The 20,894-nt window shown below is 40.6% G+C and carries 25 protein-coding genes and 4 pseudogenes; 2 read left to right on the top strand and 27 right to left on the bottom strand.

Going from position 1 to position 20,894, the window contains the following annotated elements; genetic code table 11:
* Positions 1–13: 13 nt before the first annotated feature.
* Complete coding sequence (locus MTF70_RS23815; protein WP_225495367.1) at positions 14–202, bottom strand: hypothetical protein; 189 nt, start codon at positions 200–202, stop codon at positions 14–16.
* Positions 203–1,048: 846 nt separating this feature from the next.
* Positions 1,049–1,543, bottom strand: coding sequence for a GNAT family N-acetyltransferase (locus MTF70_RS23805; protein ID WP_025768998.1), 495 nt, complete (start codon positions 1,541–1,543; stop codon positions 1,049–1,051).
* A gap of 747 nt (positions 1,544–2,290) precedes the next feature.
* Between MTF70_RS23805 and MTF70_RS23790 the strand changes: the two genes are divergently transcribed.
* Positions 2,291–2,575 (top strand): type II toxin-antitoxin system RelB/DinJ family antitoxin, encoded by a 285-nt coding sequence (locus MTF70_RS23790; RefSeq protein ID WP_005398409.1) that lies wholly within the window; start codon positions 2,291–2,293, stop codon positions 2,573–2,575.
* Positions 2,572–2,850: a type II toxin-antitoxin system mRNA interferase toxin, RelE/StbE family gene (locus tag MTF70_RS23785; RefSeq protein WP_005398411.1), complete on the top strand. Its 279-nt coding sequence runs from the start codon at positions 2,572–2,574 to the stop codon at positions 2,848–2,850. The genes MTF70_RS23790 and MTF70_RS23785 overlap by 4 nt, the downstream gene beginning before the upstream one ends.
* A gap of 138 nt (positions 2,851–2,988) precedes the next feature.
* On the opposite strand, the gene MTF70_RS23780 is transcribed toward MTF70_RS23785, so the two are convergent.
* The 25 genes and pseudogenes from MTF70_RS23780 to MTF70_RS23590 all read right to left on the bottom strand — a co-directional run bounded on the left by MTF70_RS23780 (position 2,989) and on the right by MTF70_RS23590 (position 20,791).
* Positions 2,989–3,342, bottom strand: a complete 354-nt coding sequence (locus MTF70_RS23780) for a VOC family protein (RefSeq protein ID WP_025768999.1) — start codon at positions 3,340–3,342, stop codon at positions 2,989–2,991.
* A 134-nt stretch (positions 3,343–3,476) separates the two neighbouring features.
* Positions 3,477–3,824, bottom strand: coding sequence for a hypothetical protein (locus MTF70_RS23770; RefSeq protein ID WP_031780756.1), 348 nt, complete (start codon positions 3,822–3,824; stop codon positions 3,477–3,479).
* 159 nt (positions 3,825–3,983) lie between these two features.
* On the bottom strand, positions 3,984–5,054 hold the full coding sequence (locus tag MTF70_RS23765; RefSeq protein ID WP_205461635.1) for a PIN domain-containing protein: 1,071 nt from the start codon (positions 5,052–5,054) through the stop codon (positions 3,984–3,986).
* 159 nt (positions 5,055–5,213) lie between these two features.
* Positions 5,214–5,618 carry a hydrolase gene (locus tag MTF70_RS23755; protein ID WP_230689816.1) on the bottom strand — a complete coding sequence of 135 codons (405 nt, stop codon included), beginning with the start codon at positions 5,616–5,618 and terminating at the stop codon, positions 5,214–5,216.
* Between the two features lie 147 nt (positions 5,619–5,765).
* Positions 5,766–6,428, bottom strand: coding sequence for a hypothetical protein (locus tag MTF70_RS23745; protein ID WP_248394451.1), 663 nt, complete (start codon positions 6,426–6,428; stop codon positions 5,766–5,768).
* Positions 6,429–7,168: 740 nt separating this feature from the next.
* Positions 7,169–8,536 (bottom strand): hypothetical protein, encoded by a 1,368-nt coding sequence (locus tag MTF70_RS23730; RefSeq protein WP_205461630.1) that lies wholly within the window; start codon positions 8,534–8,536, stop codon positions 7,169–7,171.
* A gap of 711 nt (positions 8,537–9,247) precedes the next feature.
* Complete coding sequence (locus MTF70_RS23720) at positions 9,248–9,649, bottom strand: hypothetical protein (RefSeq protein WP_017009226.1); 402 nt, start codon at positions 9,647–9,649, stop codon at positions 9,248–9,250.
* A 132-nt stretch (positions 9,650–9,781) separates the two neighbouring features.
* Positions 9,782–10,783, bottom strand: coding sequence for a DUF4062 domain-containing protein (locus MTF70_RS23710; protein ID WP_205461627.1), 1,002 nt, complete (start codon positions 10,781–10,783; stop codon positions 9,782–9,784).
* A gap of 154 nt (positions 10,784–10,937) precedes the next feature.
* The gene (locus MTF70_RS23700; RefSeq protein WP_240354751.1) at positions 10,938–11,390 is read right to left on the bottom strand and encodes a hypothetical protein; all 453 of its coding nucleotides are present in this window, start codon (positions 11,388–11,390) and stop codon (positions 10,938–10,940) included.
* A 106-nt stretch (positions 11,391–11,496) separates the two neighbouring features.
* The gene (locus MTF70_RS23695; protein ID WP_140167826.1) at positions 11,497–12,288 is read right to left on the bottom strand and encodes a DUF3800 domain-containing protein; all 792 of its coding nucleotides are present in this window, start codon (positions 12,286–12,288) and stop codon (positions 11,497–11,499) included.
* Between the two features lie 158 nt (positions 12,289–12,446).
* Positions 12,447–12,725 (bottom strand): hypothetical protein, encoded by a 279-nt coding sequence (locus MTF70_RS23685; RefSeq protein WP_205461626.1) that lies wholly within the window; start codon positions 12,723–12,725, stop codon positions 12,447–12,449.
* Between the two features lie 210 nt (positions 12,726–12,935).
* On the bottom strand, positions 12,936–13,286 hold the full coding sequence (locus MTF70_RS23675) for a hypothetical protein (RefSeq protein ID WP_140134588.1): 351 nt from the start codon (positions 13,284–13,286) through the stop codon (positions 12,936–12,938).
* A gap of 148 nt (positions 13,287–13,434) precedes the next feature.
* Positions 13,435–13,707 carry a nicotinamide mononucleotide transporter gene (locus MTF70_RS23665; protein ID WP_005462157.1) on the bottom strand — a complete coding sequence of 91 codons (273 nt, stop codon included), beginning with the start codon at positions 13,705–13,707 and terminating at the stop codon, positions 13,435–13,437.
* Between the two features lie 451 nt (positions 13,708–14,158).
* A pseudogene (locus tag MTF70_RS24470) lies at positions 14,159–14,320 on the bottom strand (DUF3265 domain-containing protein); the annotation flags it as partial.
* 445 nt (positions 14,321–14,765) lie between these two features.
* Positions 14,766–15,110, bottom strand: a complete 345-nt coding sequence (locus MTF70_RS23650; RefSeq protein WP_205461624.1) for an antibiotic biosynthesis monooxygenase — start codon at positions 15,108–15,110, stop codon at positions 14,766–14,768.
* Positions 15,111–15,341: 231 nt separating this feature from the next.
* Positions 15,342–16,244: an HNH endonuclease gene (locus MTF70_RS23640; protein ID WP_205461622.1), complete on the bottom strand. Its 903-nt coding sequence runs from the start codon at positions 16,242–16,244 to the stop codon at positions 15,342–15,344.
* Positions 16,245–16,386: 142 nt separating this feature from the next.
* Positions 16,387–16,689 carry a hypothetical protein gene (locus MTF70_RS23630; protein WP_017188033.1) on the bottom strand — a complete coding sequence of 101 codons (303 nt, stop codon included), beginning with the start codon at positions 16,687–16,689 and terminating at the stop codon, positions 16,387–16,389.
* Positions 16,690–16,715: 26 nt separating this feature from the next.
* Positions 16,716–16,863 (bottom strand): annotated as a pseudogene (locus MTF70_RS23625) (DUF3265 domain-containing protein).
* The gene (locus MTF70_RS23620; RefSeq protein ID WP_039838998.1) at positions 16,823–17,683 is read right to left on the bottom strand and encodes a trypsin-like peptidase domain-containing protein; all 861 of its coding nucleotides are present in this window, start codon (positions 17,681–17,683) and stop codon (positions 16,823–16,825) included. Before MTF70_RS23620 ends, MTF70_RS23625 begins: the two are co-directional and overlap by 41 nt.
* A 137-nt stretch (positions 17,684–17,820) precedes the next feature.
* Positions 17,821–18,291 carry a GNAT family N-acetyltransferase gene (locus MTF70_RS23615; RefSeq protein ID WP_205461620.1) on the bottom strand — a complete coding sequence of 157 codons (471 nt, stop codon included), beginning with the start codon at positions 18,289–18,291 and terminating at the stop codon, positions 17,821–17,823.
* A gap of 28 nt (positions 18,292–18,319) precedes the next feature.
* Positions 18,320–18,422, bottom strand: a pseudogene (locus MTF70_RS23610) (DUF3265 domain-containing protein).
* A gap of 15 nt (positions 18,423–18,437) precedes the next feature.
* Positions 18,438–18,899: a hypothetical protein gene (locus MTF70_RS23605; protein ID WP_141180083.1), complete on the bottom strand. Its 462-nt coding sequence runs from the start codon at positions 18,897–18,899 to the stop codon at positions 18,438–18,440.
* 195 nt (positions 18,900–19,094) lie between these two features.
* A complete protein-coding gene (locus MTF70_RS23600) occupies positions 19,095–20,063 on the bottom strand; it encodes a DUF4062 domain-containing protein (protein ID WP_248394448.1) in 969 nt (322 codons plus the stop codon).
* 123 nt (positions 20,064–20,186) lie between these two features.
* Positions 20,187–20,331, bottom strand: a pseudogene (locus MTF70_RS23595) (DUF3265 domain-containing protein).
* On the bottom strand, positions 20,294–20,791 hold the full coding sequence (locus tag MTF70_RS23590) for a DNA topology modulation protein (RefSeq protein WP_045481317.1): 498 nt from the start codon (positions 20,789–20,791) through the stop codon (positions 20,294–20,296). The pseudogene MTF70_RS23595 and the gene MTF70_RS23590 overlap by 38 nt, the downstream one beginning before the upstream one ends.
* Positions 20,792–20,894: the final 103 nt, after the last annotated feature.

The following is a 20,894-nucleotide window of genomic DNA, read 5'->3' as shown; positions in this document are numbered from 1 at the left end:
AGCCTCAAAACGGCTACTCAATGAAACCACTTAGAAAAAACAGCGCCGCAGAAAACGGACTGACAACACCAAAAAGAGCCTTTGGAAAGCCAATCTCACAGTGCGGACTTTCAACAAAGTCACTGAAACCACGTAGAACTGACAACACCAGAGAAAACGTCATTTCAGCGAGTAAATCGGCTTTTGTACCCAACAAACTCACCGAGCAGAGTTGCAACCGAAAACAGAATCTCGATTGCCCTGCTCTGTCAGCACCAAAGAACAAACAACCGCTTGGACACTTGCAAAACTATGGACTTAAAACTGCTGAAACTGAGTTTTGACCATCGACGATGAATCTGTATACCAAACAAACAGCTGCCACATTTTGAGCTTAGAAACATGATTTTGACTGCTAGCTTTTTCTGGCGACTAACGCCTTGCTAAGGTGTGAGTAACGCAATACAAAAGCTACCGCACAGCGCCTTAATCACCATAAGCCACCGCATAGTAAAAACGCCACGCGTTACGAATCACTCTTAAGCAATTTGTTAGTACATGCGCTACTTCTATTTATGCGCTCCAAGATATTGAAAACTGGCATGATATGAAAGGCTTTGAACACTGAAGTGAGACGGGCAGCTACAAAACTTAAAATCGATAGAGAGACGAGAGTTGGCTAGAAGAAAAACGTACTGAACTCACCTACTTTTACTGAGTTCAAATTAGAAAAGGATTCGTTCCTCGCACTGCGACAGCAACACCAAAGAAAGACAATTTTGACTTAGTAAAAACCACGAAAAAGAAGAAGCAATAAAGAAATAGATTAAGAGTTAGAGACCGTAAACGATGAAGTCAAAGCGAACACTCCGCATATAGTGCCACCGGAAAGAACGTGAAAGGTACAAACTGAAAGGTGTAAAGGCGAACGCCAAAACAGATAAACACCAAAACTTATGACCTTTGATGTCAACCCCGTACTAACGCCGCATTAAGGTGTGAGCGGCGCTTGGCTATACTTGAGCGAAGCGAAACTGCCAAGCGTTGCGAATCACTCTTGAATGCTTTGTTATGTGCGTGCTAAACGATAGCGCCTTACTGTACCCTCATTATCGTCTGTATAGTTACCCAAATATACGCCACCGCAGTTTTCTATAACCTTTTGAGATGCTGGGTTATCAATTGAACAGGTAACAATAACCGAGTCAGTTACCACATGATCACGTACCCAAGCTAGAAGAAACGAAGCAATGCCTTTGCCACGAGCTGATGGTCTAGTCTCGTAACCAATGTGCCCTATTACATTCTCTACGTTCGCATTCGTCCCTGTACGGACTCGAATAGCACCTAAGATTTCAGAGTTCGAAATGCAGTAGTACGTTGTACTTGGTAAATATCCGTTTGGTAATTCGGAGGTTGCCTTAGAGCGCTCAACCAAACCCGACAAATAAGCTTCAGGGTTTAACTCAACATCTGAATACTTTGGGATACCCGAGTTGAAGCATTCTTTCGCATAACTAGCTAACATTGGAGCCAAGTCAGGGCTAGCTTCTACTACTTCCATGTCTATTTTCCTCTAAAGCACATAACGCCTTGCTAAGGTGTGAGTAACGCAATACAAAAGCTACCGCACAGCGCCTTAATCACCATAAGCCACCGCATAGTAAAAACGCCACGCGTTACGAATCACTCTTAAGCAATTTGTTAGTACATGCGCTACTTCTATTTATGCGCTCCAAGATATTGAAAACTGGCATGATATGAAAGGCTTTGAACACTGAAGTGAGACGGGCAGCTACAAAACTTAAAATCGATAGAGAGACGAGAGTTGGCTAGAAGAAAAACGTACTGAACTCACCTACTTTTACTGAGTTCAAATTAGAAAAGGATTCGTTCCTCGCACTTCGACAGCAACACCAAAGAAAGACAATTTTGACTTAGTAAAAACCACGAAAAAGAAGAAGCAATAAAGAAATAGATTAAGAGTTAGAGACCGTAAACGATGAAGTCAAAGCGAACACTCCGCATATAGTGCCACCGGAAAGAACGTGAAAGGTACAAACTGAAAGGTGTAAAGGCGAACGCCAAAACAGATAAACACCAAAACTTATGACCTTTGATGTCAACCCCGTACTAACGCCCAATTAAGGTGTGAGGCACGCAATACGATGCTCCCGCATACCACCTTAATCACTAAAACCAACGCATAGTAAAATGCCACGCGTGCCGAATCACTCTTAAATTGTTTGTTAGTTGCCCATCTCAAAGCCTAGTGCTAACATTTGTACACACACCAACAAAGGAATACATCATGGACACTAGAATTCAATTTCGTGTTGATGAAGAAACAAAACGCTTAGCTCAACAAATGGCTGAGAGCCAAGGTCGAACTCTAAGTGATGCTTGCCGTGAACTTACTGAGCAACTCGCTGAACAACAAAGAAAAACATTATCTCACGATGCATGGCTAACTGAACAAGTAAACCTAGCATTTGAGAAGTTTGACTCAGGAAAATCTGTTTTCGTTGAGCACCAAACGGCTAAGTCTCGAATGGAAGAGCGCAAAGCCAGAATCCGTAATCGAGGTAAGCAATGATTTTATGGGAAGAAGAGTCACTTAATGATCGTGAAAAGATCTTCGAGTTTCTCTATGACTTCAACCCTGATGCGGCAGAAAAAACTGACAACCTCATTGAAGCAAAAGTAGAAAACTTGCTTGAACAACCTTTAATGGGTGTACAACGAGATGGCATCCGCGGACGATTGCTCATTATTCCTGAGATTTCGATGATTGTATCTTACTGGGTTGAGGGCGATATCATCCGAGTTATGCGTGTACTACACCAGAAACAAAAATTCCCTACGGATTGATTGCTTCCTCTGGGGAACTAACGCCGCGTTAAGGGGCAGCAACGCGCTACCACCAAACTTCAATTTACCACCGTAAACACAAATACCAAGACTTAAGCCAAACTCGGCACGCGTTGACTGTCCCTCTTGAACGCTTTGTTATGTGGCTTTGCCTCGAAGACCAATTAAGTTACCGAATGGGTCTTCTACTTGGCACATGAAAAGCCCACTTTCGATTTCCATTGGACCACGATAAAGATACGCACCGAGAGCTTCGAAGTGAGCTAAAGCAGCAGATAAGCTGTCGACAGACCAATAGATAACAGTACCATTTTTACCCGAACCAACCTTTTCATCTGCTTGGACAATTTCTAAGGAAAACCCATTTAAATCTAGTACAGTAAAATCGACGTCAGAGTGATAAATTGGAACTGCTTCAGGAAAGGCTTTCTTATACCATTGAAGCCCTTTTTCCACATCTGGAACATGAACAAGAACTGCTGATGGAATCATAATTTCTCTCCTGCCACATAACGCCTTGTTAAGGTGTGAGGCACGCAATACCAAAGCCCCCGCATGCCACCTAACCACTAAAACCAACGCATAGTAAAAATGCCACGCGTGCCGAATCACTCTTGAACAATTTGTTATGCGCGTTCTCCACGATTGAACGCAACTACAGTAGCGCGTAATTTAGTCAGCTTAAACTCTGTAAGTAACACTGTAACAAAAGACAATATAGAAACGGAGATAAGTGCAATATTTATCAAAGCATTACCACTAAACTCATAAATACCTGACAGACCAATAAATAGCAAAAGACAGGCAATTATCGATAGAATCGAATCATTAGTTTTCACTTTATACTCATCAGCAGGTATATCTTTTATTATCGAAACCGGATTTGAAAGCCCGTCAAGCCGAACTGCAATTTTTCCTTTTTTAATTTTGACTTTTAGGCCAGAACTTCTTAACGAATTAGCTAAATCTTCCATGATTGATTATCTCCATTTCTGCGAGCGCATAACGCCGCATTAAGGTGTGAGCAACGCTACCACGAAACTTAACCTTACCACCGTAAACACAAAACCCAACGATGGAATGAAAAATGCCAAGCGTTGGGAATCACTCTTAAATGCTTTGTTAAATTTCAATTAGTACCAATCTGGACCATCATATTCTTCAACGCTGACCTCAATATTACCTGCTTTAGGTAGATATAAATCTACAATATCGACATTCTCAAGTTCACCACCAACGAAGTCATAGCTTAAGTTCAACTCACAGGTAAAGCTCAAAGGAATGATCACTTCTCTTGTCCTAGAGCCAAATGAATAATAACGCCCATCTTCTTTATCATATATACCGTTAGAGAAATCAGGACCTATAACTTCAACATCCAAATCGGTAGTAAAGTCTAAAGTTAGCAAGCACTCTTCATCATTTACTTGAACTACATTAATATCAAAGTCACTTACATCAACTACTGAGAAACCATTGACTTCAGCATCCTCCCAAGTTGAGTCGTTGTATACGTCACTATCATTAATGTATTCAGAAATTTTCACCTTGATATCAACGCTTTGAGATTCAATAAACTGCTTAATTTTCTCTGTTCTGGCATTAGTATGAAGGTTGTAAATATCGAGAAGCTTTTCCAAACTTTCAACAGCAATAAGAGAATCATTTCCCTCGCAATAGGTCTTTAAATCTTTGTCGTCAGAGACGATATAGATTTTTTCATCTTCATCAAGATATGATTCTAGTGATAATAATGAAATAGCATCTGGAAATTCAGATTTTTTCTTTCCATCTCCGAAAGGAGGTTTCTTATTGAAATAAAGTTCTAGCAAGTCTTCTGAATCAATTTGATCTGCTTCTACATATTCATAGTTGCACGACTTATTAAAATTATGGAAAACTTCATTAGCCTTGGCATACACATCCTCTTCCCTAACTTCTGTGAACAGAGACGATACGCTTGGATCATCGATAGTAGAAAGTAGATTTGCTTTTCGCTTGAAAGATTGTAATGAGCCTAACGCTTCCTTTATAGAAAGTTCAATTTTATTCTCAACTTCACGCTCTACGACACTCGTCAAAAAATAACGCAATTCTTCTTTTTGACAGAGATCTTTTAACGACGTAAAAGACATTGATTCAAAGTTGTAATTGCTCTTCACGAAATACTGAGTATCTATAAATACATTTCTTGTTTCTAACATTGTACTACCTAGTCAATTTGAAATTTAACGCCCTGTTAAGGGGTGAGCAACGCAATACGAAAGCTGCCGCATACCACCTTAATCACTAAAACCAACACATAGTAAAAGTGCCACGCGTTGCGAATCCCTCTTGAACAGTTTGTTATGTGCGTGCTTACGTTATGCACCAAACTGTTTTATACGCTTAGCGCCAATAAAAAACTGATACTTACTTTGTTGAAGTAAGTCTAAATGGCGCTCAAACATGGGTACGCCATTGGATAAAGAAAGGTGGTAGACGAGTCCATTACCGACATACACCCCAACGTGTGCTCCGTATGAGTCAGTAGAGTCGTTGTACATCATGATATCTAGCGGCTTAAACTCAATAACCACCTCACTAAACTCCGAGTCATCCCACAATTCACTAGAACGGTAGTTAGGTGGATTTAGACCGAAGTCCCTGAGCAGGTTATAAGCAAAGACCTGACAGTTAGCTCCAAGCGTTAAGTCTGAATCATCTTTGCAACCCGGAATGCGGGATGAAACGTATCTTACATTTTTGAATCTGTCGGGAATATCCATTTCCATTTTCTCCCAAAGCACATAACGCCGCATTAAGGTGTGAGCAACGCACTACAAAAGCCGCCGCAAGCCACCTTAAACATTAAACGCACCGCATAGTAAAAATGCCACGCGTTGCGAATCACTCTTAAATGCTTTGTTATGTGTTTAATCTCTCTCCCAACTTGCCAAACAACCTGGTTCCGGAATGTACTGGCTTTCTGTTTCACTTCCAAGAGACTCAAGAGAAGTCAATGACTGTGTCACAAGCCTTGCTTTCTCATTCAGAGCTTTCTGAGATTGCCCATAATTACTCAGGTCGTTTCCACTCAAAGTTACGCCTGATGAAAACTTAAGAGCAATATCTAAGATATGCTTATGAATAACAATTCCACTTTTCTCATAAAAACATCTTACAAAGATTCCCCCATCTTTAAACAGCTTACCGGTATCATCTAACTTTGTAAGGCGGAGGTTATCGTAGTATTTGAATGAGATGTCACGCTTACCGATAAGGAAATAAAGTGTGGCTTTCGCATTTGATTTTATAAAAGCACACTTCCAAGAGGAAGTTCTAGGAATAAAAGCTTCAAAACCTAAGTCTTGCAGATTCTCAATAAGGGTATCTCTAGTTATCGGCGCCTCTTCAATACTATCAAACTCGACACCAAACTTTGTGATAACTTCTGACACCTTTGCTAGTTCACCGGTAGCTAAGAGATGCCTTAAATGATCCGCATCAGTTTTGTGCTCAGGACAGGGAACTAGTGGAATATCAAACGTTAGTCCGGCGATATTCACTTTGATATAACGAACGACTTTAGAACTCATAAAACCACCACAGAATGAAATACGGTTAATTATACTCATTCTGTGACGTTATTTAAACACATAACGCCCTGTTAAGGGGTGAGCAACGCAATACCGCAGCCGCCGCACACCACCTTACTCACTTAAACCAACGCATAGTAAAAATGCCACGCGTTGCGAATCCCTCTTGAACAGTTTGTTAGGCAAATTTCTCGTTTACTCACTTACTTGGTTTGAAAACAGAATACCTTAAACACGATAAGCAACCAATCACCCACTGACTTTTTGTGATTCAAGAATTACTAAAGCCACTATGTTACAGCCTCACTTTCAACGTTCACGAAACACAGCCTTTCAGCGAAAAAGTAGCTTTTGAACCTGAGAAATTCAAAGCTGCGAAGTGACAGCAATAACGAAAGCCTCCATTAACTTGCCCTTTCCACACTTTGAGCCAGTGAAGCTCACCACCGACTGACACTGAAACCTAATGAGGCAACCCACGAATCTTGGCATGTTTTACGGTTGGAGAGATTCAAGAATTTGAGCCGACAATACAGAATTGCCGACTAAGAAAAGCAGGCGGCCAGAGGGAGCAAGAAGACTAGAACAAAGAACTTTCCTGCCCTTTGCCTAACGCCCTGTTAAGGTGTGAGCAACGCAATACAAAAGCCGCCGCAAACTACCTTAAACACTAAACGCAACGCATAGTGAAAATGCCACGCGTTGCGAATCACTCTTAAACAGATTGTTATACGCCTTTTCTATAATCCTATCTGATTTTCGATAAATGACTGTAAAACACCAGTTGCAACATCACCAGCTTTAGCACTAATAGACATTAAGAAACCTTTAAGTCTATGTTTTGCAAAGATTCTATCCTCAGACCTTGCGCTATCATCAACTAATTCATGAACACTTGAAGCCAATATTGATTTGTTAGACTCACCATACAACTCTATTAACTCAAGTAGCTCACGAGCTTCCGTACCAAGATGTTGGTTCCCATTAATTTTCTGTGCTACTACACCATTTACCGTTTCAATTATTTGAGGGTTAATATTTAGCGTCATACTGTTGAGCTGTGGAATAGTAGATCTATCAAATGATAATGCTGAGGATACCCCCACAGACCTAGGGATACAGCTGTCTACAAGCCTATCAATCACAGCCCAGTCATGATTTGTTTGTACAAGCTCTGCCAATTCACTTTCTAAACTGTGCCTTATTGTTAATAGCTTTTTCTCACGTTCTTGCTTTATATCCACATGCAACCGTCGTGCTTCTTTTCTATAGCGATCAATTAAGTCCATCACCTCTATTTTGTTAATACTCTTTGCCTCGAGGAGGGCGGTTGCACCTTCTGGGTTAGATATACATGAGTCCATAAAAGAAGAAAACTCATCAAATTTACTCGCCAACTCCAAATTGTCTATGGAATCCTCACCGTGAAACTCATAAACAACTCCTTGATTGGTCTTGTACTGTTCATGTCTAACGCTTAAACCAGATACTTTATGTAGATAATCTCTGAACAACTGGAGAAGTTTTTCTGCTTCATGAGCCCACATTCGCTCCGAAGGAACATAAATCCTGAAAATCAGATTACTTTCGTTCTGATCAACAAAACTCGAGGCGAGTACGCTTAATTCAACGTTTTTCTCATATGGAGTTATGGATAAACCATGGTTTGCTAGTTTGTCTATGACTGTACGTACTACCTCCTTAGGTGGAGGTGTAAACATATCGTAGTAGTAATAGTCATAATCTTGATCGTAGTCCTCTTCCAAGCCAGAAACACTTTCACTATAAGTTCGATGTTTATCAACTACCTTACCTGTTATCAATGAGTCGTGTGCTAAAATCAAACAAGGCTTAGAAGATATATTCTGCAAAAGCATTTCTACTCTACTTGAATATGATTCATTCCCTAAAACAGTGAATGTTGAATTGGTCATTTTCACGATAACAGACGTAACTTCGTATTCGTTAAAAACATCAAGTATCGTGTCCCAGTTCTTTAAGCTTGACTCGAGCATTTTCCTTTTATACTCAACTCCAACTGCTTTAAGCTTTGCTGTAACCCCCTCCCTATCAGCATTTCCAAGGAACAGAACTATTTTATTTGTCATTTTATATATCCAAATTTATGAATGTGATGCACTCAGGCGTATAACGCCGCGTTAAGTGGTGAACAACGCCAACCACCAAACCTAAACCATTGTACCTTAAACACTTAAGCTAACTGGAACTGAAATCGCCAAGCGTTGTAAATCCGTCTTAAACGCCTTGTTAGGCGAAGTTTCCTACCAGTGTTTAAGTTATTTTGAAAGCAGGTTACCCTAAACAAAATAAGCAACCAAACACCCACTGACTTTTTGTGATTCAAGAACCACAAATGTCACTATGTTTCAGCCGAAATTTCGACAACTACGAAATACAGACTTTCAGCGATCAAGTTGCTTTTTGAGGAAGCGAAACGTAAAGCTGCAAATTTAAAACGAGAACGAAAGCCTCGATTAACTTGCCCTTTCCACACTTTGAGCCAGTGAAGTTCACAACCAACCGACTACGAAAACCAATGAGGCAACCCGCGAACTTTGGCATGTTTTACGGCAGAAGAGATTAAAGAATTTGAGTCGACAATGTTGAATTGCCGACTTAGAAAAATGAATGCTCAAAGAGAACTAAGAAGATGAGAATAAAGAACTTTCCTGCCCGTCGCCTAACGCCCTGTTAAGGGGTGAGCAACGCAATACCGATGCCTCTGCAAACCACCTTAATAACTAAAACCAACGCATAGTGAAAATGCCACGCGTTGCGAATCCCTCTTGAACAGTTTGTTATGTGCAGAGTATGCGCAGAACCAAAAATGCACTTGTAGCTGTCATAGCAATACCAAGAGTTACGTACGAACTGTGAATCAGCCAATACCGTTTTTTCTTGTATTTTTCATTGGCTTTCCAACACTGTTCATCTTTCGATTTTTTCAACTCTTGTGTAAGTGCAAAGAATCGCTTCGCATCCACACGAAGTTCATAAAGGCATAGAACAACAGTAATAACAAAACTGATTAAAGCGGCAGAAAGTAAAACTTGCTCTAAATCTGAGTACTTTTGACCATCTTTAGTCAAAGCCAAGAAAAAAACACCTGTTGCACCAGATGAAACCGATAAAATGTAAGCTCTCAGTCGATTTCCTGCATCTTTAGCTAATTCATGATATTGATTAATTTCGTCCTGCATACTTCATCCTGCACATAACGCCCTGTTAAGGTGTGAGCAACGCAATACCGAAGCTCACGCATACCACCTTAAACACTAAAATCAACGCATAGTAAAAATGCCACACGTTGCGAATCACTCTTAAACAGTTTGTTATGCGCTTTTACCGACAACTCTTTCCTTAATCATGGTTTGTAATCCATATTCAGTGAGACTCCACTGTGCTTGAGGGTTATCGTTATTAATAGAAATCAGGCCTAAAGCTAGGAACTGAATTCTAATTGTATATAGGATTTGGCTGTCAATTTGCAAAGATGTTATGTGGAAATTATTCCTATCAGTACCACTGAATTGTTCAGCGACAAAACGATTCACATCGTCGTCAAATGCGTTGTCAGCCAAAAATGGAGATAGAGTTGAGAATAGTTGCCTCCACGTAACTACTTTAGACCATGTATGATTCTGTGTGCGATCATGCATAGATCGAGCATAAACTTGATAAGAGCCAGCTAACTCTATTTCACTATCCCAGTCAGCAAGTTCGTCAACAGGCATCAAGGATTGTTGTGGCTTTTGTTCTTCAAGTTGAAATGCTAGATCTTCATTACGTTTACGCAACATATTAATCTCAGCAAGAAGTTCTGGTGACGCAGAAGAATCAGCTCTTACCCAACCTACAGCGGGAAACATTTTGATTGTTTTGTTTAAGCTCAGAGCAACTTCACCAGGAAGCTGAGCTGACTCCTTCCAATAGCGAACTAACCTTCCTTCACTTACTTTCTCTCGAAATAGCTCCAGCTTTTCTGCTAATTCCTCGGACATTTCGCTTTTTGAGCGAGGTAATGAGTCTGGCGATTCATGTAACAAGGCAATTACTTTAATTCCTTTACTTACAGCGTAGTCAAACTCTTTTTCTGTGTAACTTAAACCATCGTCAGCTGTTGAACCATACCGCCCACCAATTATTAACAGGTAATAATCGCAGTCATCGATAACTTTTTTAATAAACTCCCATTGTTCTTCGTCAGCTGCTGGAAACAGTTCCATACCGGCAGGAATACAATCCATTTCCATCAATGTTTGCAATACACTTTGTCGCTCATCTTTTAAGTCGATATATGTCGAGCTTACAAATACTTGATATCTCTTATCCATTATTACCTCGAATTGCCTTAGCGCATAACGCCCTGTTAAGGTGTGAGCAACGCAATACCGAAGCCGCCGCACACCACCTTAAACACTAAAATCAACGCATAGTAAAAATGCCACGCGTTGCGAATCACTCTTGAACAATTTGTTAGAAGTTTGCTCACCTAGTGCTCCGACTTTCCCTTTTCGCGTCATGTGGGAAACAGTTTGTATACGCACGAGCGACATGACTTTTGCCATTATCATCTACGACGACACAAACTAGATTGCACGGATTTCCCAATGCACTCCGCCAATTATGATGACGATCCTCATAATCTACTTCAAATTCAACGTAAACGTATGCTGAGCTAACCCATTCAAACGGAATTGAACGTTTTACAAGCAACCTTTTAAACATCTTTGAATAGCGTTCAGTCATGAGATCAAAGTGCGGGTAATATGGAGCAATCTGTTGGGAACAAAGGTCTATTGAAACACACTTACTTTTAAGGTGGCCTACGAAAAGGTAAAGCTTACCGATACCCCAATAACCATCGATATCATTGTTTCTACTCCGAAACGAGCCAATAATGCCGCTTGCAATACTACCTAGTTCTCTCCTGCGTCCCATATTTAGTCCTAAAACTTCTAACGCCGCATTAAGGTGTGAGCGGCGCTTGGCTATACTTGAGCGAAGCGAAACTGCCAAGCGTTGCGAATCACTCTTAAATGCTTTGTTAGGTACGTTTAGGAAGCGCATACTTTAGCTCAACAGGCTTAGTTTCAACCTCTCTTACCCCTTGAGTACGGTCATGAAAATACCAAATATTGAACTTCCTTTCATGCGGTTTGGTATCGTACCCCAAAGAATCCCACCCTAAATATTGTGCGACTTTTTCAGCGACTTTTAGCTTAGCGGGTGATGTTGCAGCACCTTGAAAAGCACTCATAACGGCACCTAACAGAAAGTCGGAAATTTGAATATTTTCTGATTTCTTTGAGTCTTTTTCGACAACGGACTTAATAGGGTTTTCTCCATTAAAGCTACGGCGAAGAGTTCGGTTAGCTATAATATGAAAAGCTTCATCTGCTTTATCATATCGAGAAGCTATCGGGTCAACTTCAATTCTAAATTCACACTGTCGATTCGGATGAGCTTTTTTAACGGCTGAAATTTTCGTCGTGATTAACTTAGTAAAGTGCTTTCGCATAGCAAGGTCATAATCACCACCATGATATTGCTTGTTCACCATACCCTTTCTGATAACAATACAGTGAAACGCTAACCATTGATGTTTAAAAAACATATCTATCAAATCTGAATAAAATTCAGCATAGTGTTTTTTATGGGCTTTTTGCCACTTAATTTCATCGTGGTATCTATGCTTGTCACGAAGCTCTCTAACCTTTTGAGCAAAATCACCACGTCTTTGATACTTCATCCACAAAGAACCAAATCCGTAATATTTTTGCCCTCCGACACCAGATTCGTCACATGCTACATGCCAGATGAGTTTCCCTTGTTGCACCCCGCACCTCCACAATATTCATTTGTAAGCGATAAAGTACCTAACGCCCTGTTAAGGGGTGAGCAACGCAATACCAAAGCCGCCGCATACCACCTTAAACACTAAAACCAACGCATAGTGAAAATGCCACACGTTGCGAATCCCTCTTGAACAGTTTGTTAGGCGACATTTCTACGTTTAACTTCTTTCTCATACGAAGATTCGCTGTATAGCCAGATAGCCCAAAATGCGAAAAACATCCCGATCGTGTAAATTGAGTAATTAAGAGCATTATCCGATAAGAAAATCGTAATGCTTGCCGCTTCAGAAGATGGGTAAAGGAAAATAACATTAAAAATCATGTACAAAATGGCTGTGACGAAAGTTGTTCTAAAAAGCCAATTTAAACATCCTTTCTTTCGCGATTTTTGCCAATTATCAAATGCTTTACCATTCATTAATCCACTCCTTTTCTGTTAACTGAAGCTAGATTCACACCAAGATACTATCCACTAGTCTATCGTTTGTCCCATGTCGCCTAACGCCTTGTTAAGGTGTGAGGCACGCAATACCTAAGCTTCCGCATACCACCTTAACCACCAAACCTAACGCATGGTAAAAATGCCACGCGTGCCGAATCACTCTTGAACAATTTGTTATGCTCGTACTCAAAGAAATTGGAGAATTAAGCAAGTGACAAACGCTGGAAGCCCTGCAATAAAGAAAACCAAACCTGTCTGGAAGTTCATTCTATGCTGCTCTCGTTGGTCTTCTTCGAAATCATGACCTTCTACCATTTTGTAAACTTTATCTGTTCTAGAATCATCCATATGCGCTGTTTTACTATATACGCCACCTTCCCACATAAGCTTTGCTAAAACCCAGTTCACGATAACAACGAAGAACAGAAAGTCGACTGGCTGAGTAGTAGCAAAGAAGGGGACAAACTGAGCTAAGAGAATAACAATCAATGCTGCAACAAGATTGATTAGCACCACTTTCTTCAGTAAATTGAGCAAAATTCCCTCCTAGAGCATAACGCCCTGTTAAGGGGTGAGCAACGCAATACAAAGGCCGCCGCAAACCACCTTAATCACTAAAATCAACGCATAGTGAAAATGCCACGCGTTGCGAATCCCTCTTGAACAGTTTGTTATGTGCGAACTTCTAGCTTGTAGATGACTGCTCAGCAACACTAACTTTAGGCTCTTTCTCTGGCGTCGACCATTTGATGATTGCTCTAAGGTTCATTGAGAAAAAGATGATATTTGCAATTATCATTGCCACACTGCCAGTAAGATAACCAACTGCTACCCAACTAGTGTTACCGCACATCATTAAAATGAAACCGATTTTGTTCTTATTTCCAATTTGCCAAATTGCAAGAAACGTAAGTACCATTGCAACCCAGTCGATTCCATAGTACTGAAAATATTCCATTTTTCCTCCAAGCACATAACGCCGCGTTAAGTAGTGAGCAACGCCACCACGAAGCTTAACCTAGCGATCTTAAACACAAAACCCAACGATGGAATGCAAAATGCCAAGCGTTGGGAATCTGCCTTAAACGCTTTGTTATGTTTGTAGCCTAGTTTGATACCAAAGCTTTCAACATACCTAATTGCTCATCAGAATTGAAAACTCCTTGCTCCAGAGCAGATGCAAATAAAGGAACCCAATCTACTGCATTTAGGTCAGCGGGACGCATCGCTTGCCTTCCGTCTTTCCACCAAGCGAGACGTATCTCTTCTTGACCACCTTTAACAAAAATTCGCTCCAAGCAAATTGAATTGTTTTCTTCTTTCTCCCAAGCACATGCGAGAACATAGCAATAATCAGTTGTTTTGATAGCTAACTTTTTAGCCTCTTCCTCTGTCATTTTCCCTCCAAAAACATAACGCCGCGTTAAGGGGTGAATGCCGCCTAAACCAACCTTCCGCACACCACTTTCACCGCAAAAATAACCGCATACCAAAAATGCCACGCGGCATGAATCCCTCTTGAACGCCTTGTTATGCTTAAGCTTCAATGGGTTACGTTTTACTAGGAACAAGATTAACTCGACTTTGATTCACAAACAAAAGGCAAAGATTAGAAAACCGAAATGAATCATAGTTTTGATAATCAGGCTCGGAATTTTGGCAAATCTGGTTTGAAGTTTGAAAACCTAGAAAGGAACTTCTGATTGAGCCAGCCGCCCCAATCTCGCGCTTGCCCGAGAATTGATTGAGGCAACTCTCATAATTTCCAGCGCCAAAGAATAAGTGTCCGAAAAACAGCGCTCAAAAAGCCAACTTGCCAACAAACACTAAACTGAAAAGCCGAAGGAACAAAGAAAACCATAACCCACTGATTTTACGTGATTAAGCATAACGCCCTGTTAAGGTGTGAGCAACGCAATACCGAAGCCCCTGCATACAACCTTAAACACTAAAACCAACGCATAGTGAAAATGCCACGCGTTGCGAATCACTCTTAAACAGTTTGTTATGTGAATTTTAGCCGACTGCCTCGATACTATCTTTTGGGGCTTCTGAACGTATGTCCATGCCATAGTCTCTGATGACACCCGCAACCCTGAGTCTGTAGCTTTCAAAAACACCAACACGACCTTTTAATTGAGCAAATCGGTGAGATTCTAGATTGCGCCACTCTTGAATTGCTTCTTCGTCACGCCAAAATGACAAAGATAGAACCTTGCTGTCATTTGTTAGACTTTGGAAACGCTCGATTGAGATAAAACCATCAATATCTGAAAGCAGCGGTTTTAGTTCACTTGCAATATCTAGATATTCAGCAGTCTTACCCTCTGCTACCTGTACTTCAAAAATTACTGCGATCATAACTCACCAAACTACGACTAATACATTCGAGCATTTTACCGAATTGGAGCTGCTGTAAATATGAGTTTTAGCAAGAAGTTAGAGTTTAGATTCTGCGATTTTTCGCCATTCACATAACGCTCTGTTAAGGGGTGAGCAACGCAATACCAATGCTGCCGCATACCACCTAAATCACTAAAACCAACGCATAGTAAAAATGCCACGCGTTGCGAATCCCTCTTGAACAGTTTGTTATACGTTTTTCTTGCACAGTTTTTCTTTTAGCATTTCTGGTTTCATAGCGGGTTTAGTACGATGAAGCATACGGTGGCAATTAGAACAAACAACACAAACGTCCTCCAACGTACTGCTGTAATTTTCATCATTTTCGTATAGTGGATTCTTATGGTGGCACTCAATAAAGCCAGAACCCAATTCCTTGCCATATACTAACTCAAAATTAAAATCACAGATTTGACATATGAAGCCAAACTTAGCTTTGGCATCTTTGACCAACCTTGCATTACGTTTGAAATATGAAGATTCGCGAACTTGCCTCTCACCCTCGAAGTATTCCTGTTCGGGCGAATTTTCCTGAATTTCATAACCTCCAACGCTACCTGTTGGATATGAGTCTTGCGTAAGATGACGGACGTATCCACTTGCACCACCAAATTGATCGAGTCTTTCACTCTTTACACGATATACATTTCCAGAAGGTCGAAACTTAGGTAAATACTGGACATCTTCTTTGAACTGAGTCCAAGTTAAATCAATGTGTTGCGTTTTAAAAAAGAATACATAAGGAAAGTGACTACTTCCCCATAAAAAATTTGAGAGTTCTAAAAGCTGCTCTTTCCAGAAACCTTTTACATGACAAAGAGCTGGCATTTCACCATGCCCTCCCGTGGTCTTTATTAAGAGCATTACGTCATCAACTTTCAATTGACGGATAACACTCTTTGCACCATCAGGAACTCCCCAAACGTTGCACCACCCATCAGGAAATTCAGCTAAAAGCTTATCTTCAATTTCAGCTTGAAGATGAACAGGACAATGTTCAACAATATCGGAAACAGCAACTTCTCCAAAGACTGTTTTGGGAAAGTCAGCATTAGCTCCTTTTAAGCCAACATCATGAAAAAACAACTGCATAATACTTCCTCTGAACTAATGCGTATAACGCCTTGCTAAGGTGTGAGCAACGCAATGCCCAAGCCTCTGCAGACCACCTTAAACACAAAAACCGACGCATGGTAAAAATGCCACGCGTTGCGAATCGCTCTTAAGCAATTTGTTATGTTTGTTCTACATTCGCGCGATCACACCAATACTCTGAGTAACTTTCGTTTACCCAACACTCAATTCGTATTGTGCCAAACTCTTTATAAGTACCTAGTTCTTCTGAGATTGTTATACGTTCAGACGATAATAAATCACTAACTGAATCAGCCAAATCTTCAAACCCATAGAGTTCAACATTTTCGTTTTCACTTCGAAGATTAAGCTTAAGAACTCCTTGTTCTTCGGTCCGAGTCGCTGTGAGACTACAAATAAAGTCAGGTCTCACACACTCAAATAGCTTCTTATAGCTGCTCATATTCCCTCCGAAAACATAACGCCTTGTTAAGGTGTGAGGCACGCAATACCGAAGCTTCCGCATACCACCTTAAACACTAAAACCAACGCATAGTAAAAATGCCACGCGTTGCGAATCCCTCTTGAACAGTTTGTTATACGATTTTTCCGCAGCAATTTTTGTACCTTTGACCACTACCACAGATACAAGGGTCATTTCTTGAAGGTAAAGACTTCGAATCGACTTCCGATGTATCTATTTCACTAAGCAATGCAATTAGTTCTTCAACCGCGATGGCTTCACCAATCATTACTTGAGTTAAGCTTCTCATATGGACCAGTAAATCTGCGACAATTTGAGACTCAACAAAACTTTTTTGATTACCATGTTCATCAGTGTAAGTGAAGCACACACCGCTAGAGTTTTCAGCTAGGACGTCTATCGCATTTTGGTGATATTGGCTAATTGGAGCATGCTTACTTACGACGATACCGAGCACCTTATTATCAGATGCTCTGAAAAGAGCCCCACCTGAGTTTCCAGAATTAAATGCCCCATTAACAACAAGATGCTTCTTGTTGCCTCTAGGCAACTGATAATTTTGAAAACCTGCCAAATATCCCACAGACAATAAAGGAGCAGGTCCGTTATACCCCAGGGGGTAGCCCCAAGTAACCACTGACTCTCCAACCGACAGTTCTGTGGAAGTAGCTAATTCTAAACCGCCAGTTAAATGCTTTGAAGGTCTTAAGATTGCTAAGTCTCTAGCCTTATCAATCCAAACTCGAGATATAGCGATCTGCTCTCCAAAAGCTGATACTGCAGTTATCTGATGAGCATTACAGTTGGAAACTACATGCTCATTTGTGACTATTAGACCGCCTTCGATTAAGAAACCCGAACCTTTTGAGCCAGTTGCGGGACAAACTATCATATAAACAGATTCAACAGAGCTTCTTCCTGTCTCACCTGCTGCGTCTAAAGTCCACTGAGTGGACACTGGTATATTTCCCAAGATTCTCTCCTAATCGTATAACGCCGCATTAAGGTGTGAGCAACGCGACCACGAAACTTAACCTTACCACCGTAAACACTGAATTCAACGATGGAATGAAAAATGCCAAGCGTTGAGAATCACTCTTAAATGCTTTGTTATGCTCGCGGCTCAAACGTCATGACCAGCTCATTTTCTACACTATTCACAAGCGTAAACCCTGATTTTTCATACGCTTTAATTGCTGCAACATTGTCTGAAAATACAGTCAGTTGCAAGTTAGTTTCATTGCGATGACTTAAAATAGACTTAGCTTCATTGAGCAACTTTAACCCCACACCATGCCCTCTAAATTCTGAGAACACGAACATTTGGATGATTTCTAAGGTGCTTTCTCCATTTGGAGTTATACCACATAAACCGATGAGCTTGTCACCAGCAAATGCACCAATCATTACGCTTTCGTGTGAATTTTTTTCGATTAAACCCTCGAAGTACAATTTAGGCATTTTCGATTGAGCTTCATAGCCAGAACCAAAGCACTCGGGATGTAATCTTAGACTTTCGAGCCTTACTTCTCGATACTTGAGGCTATCTTCACTTTTTAGAACTTTACAACGGACTTCCATATTTTTCTCTTGCGAGCATAACGCCCTGTTAAGGTGTGAGCAACGCAATACCGATGTTTCCGCATGCCACCTTAAACACTAAACGCAACGCATAGTAAAAATGCCACGCGTTGCGAATCACTCTTAAACAGTTTGTTATACCACTACTAAAATACGACCTCTACACTAGACAACTTGTATCTTGCCCAAGCATCCATATAGTAGTCACTGTTACTGTCCCAGAACTCTGATGGCATTTTTCTTTGGTATTTTACATTCAAAATACTGTGCTCTTTCGGCGTGACAATACAGTAGACACAGTACTTGTCGATAACATCATATACATCAGAGACTTGAGGGTTAGTTAACGATAGTAAGATGCGCACAACCTCAGCCATGGGCACAACATGCTCTTTCTCAACTTTGTCGCTATTCCGAGCTGAGATTGTCCATTGGCATTGCTCTTTTATCTTTCTTGTATCCCACTTACCTGTCCCATTTACTGCACCGACACGATACGCATACAAATTATCAACTAAATTGCGGTAACAATGAGAATCATCAACTCCACCATCAACAAGAACTAGAATAGCTTTAGCAAGAGCTTCAGCTTTAACTGCATATGACATATATAGAACCGCTTCAAAAAGCCGAATCGTAAACTACTTTCTTGTATGCAGAAACTCAGTTTCTCACATAGTGGTATAACGCCGCATTAAGGTGTGAGCAACGCTACCACGAAACGTAACCAGACCACCGTAAACACAAAACCCAACGATGGAATGAAAAATGCCAAGCGTTGGGAATCACTCTTAAATGCTTTGTTAAGTTTCGTTTTCTGCCAGTAGTTTTTGTTTTGCTAGATGTGCTAGTAGTTTGGTTCCCAGAGGAGTAATAGCAAAACGTCTCCAACGAACACTTGCTACTTTTTCGTTAATAACCAGTTCGTGGATCTGAAGCTTAGGGCAAACGTTGTAATACAAAAATGAATCTAAAGACGATGAATTAACACTATTTGTTACGCCCGTAATCAGTGACTCACTACTTTGTTGAAACAAACTCAATAGATTGATTTTTGCATCGACCTTGTCTGCAGTGTGCTCCGCAGGTACCTTAACCTCTGTCGCTTTCAATACTGCAATAATTTCATCGAACACATTAGCATCTGGAGTTTTCTGCTTAGGTGCACTTTTCTGAGCTTTAGATAGATCAGTTCTAAGTTGCTCATTTTCCTCACGTAGAGTTGCAATCTCATCAAGCAGAGCTTGTGAATTTAGGACTTCATCTGAACTAACCCATCCTTTTAAATCGCGATTAGCTGCAAAGTCAGATAAGCTCTCATACACACATAATCGAATATCCTTTTCGTCAGAAAAGAAAGAAGAAATATTTGAAAGAGCTTTGTCCCTAAAATCCTTAAGTTGCTTTGGGTTTTCTTTTTCCATCAACGATGTACCAAATTCACGAACGCGAACCTCTAGTGCATCTTCTGATATAACAACCGCAAATAATGGTTTGCCTTGTTGTGAAGCATAATCATATTCAAGTTCTGTATAGCTAACCTGAGTTGTAGGTTCCACACTACCGTAACGCCCACCAAGAATTAACATATATACATCTGATTCATCAATCCATCGGCGTATAGTATCCATCTGAGACTGATCCCCAGAAGTAAACAATTCCATACCTGCTGGTATATGCCCAGCCTTTAAGATTGCGCTAACAGCAGCTTGACGATCATGTTTTAAATCTTCGTACGTAGATGATACAAAAACTTGCAGCTTCTTTTTCAACCGATATTCCTTTATATTTTCATTTGGTATGTATGTTATACCATAACCTTTTCATGTGACTTATGATGCATGTCCAAATTTACTTAAAATTTTAACCATCTCGCCTAGAAACTTAACGCCCTGTTAAGGGGTGAGCAACGCCATACCGATGCAGCCGCATACCGCCTTAAACACTAAAACCAACGCATAGTAAAAATGCCACGCGTTGCGAATCCCTCTTGAACAGTTTGTTAACTGGATTTGCAAAGGCGGAGCGCTTGCTCTCCAGATTTTGCGATAATTACACGCTTATTTCTTGTAAGCGTCTTGAGTTTGTCCATTATTAGGGGTTTCGACTTTTTGGGATAGTCCCATAAGAATTTGATGAACTCGATATCAAACCTTTCATCGCAACCTTCAGCTAAATCTGGACGCTTACTACTTAATAATGTTCTCTTTAGTGCTCGATAGATACAGGTATATCGGTTTACATCTAAGAATATTACTGTGTCACAAGCATCAAATCTTATATCAAGGGTGCTCTGATAATTACCATCGATAATCCAACACTCGCTTTCACAAAGACCTTTTTGAATTTTGATCCAGTCATCTTTTGGAGTTTTAACCCAATTTGGTTTCCAATATAGCTGATCGAGATGATGAACAGGCAAATTCAACTCTGTACCTAATAGTGCCGAAAATGTGGATTTACCCGAACCGCCGGAACCAATGACCGCAATTCTTTTCATCGGACTTACCTCGTCATCAATCCAGTTAACGCCCTGCTAAGGGGTGAGCAACGCAATACAAAAGCCGCCGCAAACCATCTTAATCACTAAATTCAACGCATAG

This window comes from Vibrio sp. 2CM40D, assembly GCF_023161825.1.
Taxonomy (GTDB): domain Bacteria; phylum Pseudomonadota; class Gammaproteobacteria; order Enterobacterales; family Vibrionaceae; genus Vibrio; species Vibrio alginolyticus.
Note: the sequence above shows the minus strand (reverse complement) of the source record. Positions and strands in the feature narration are given on the sequence as shown.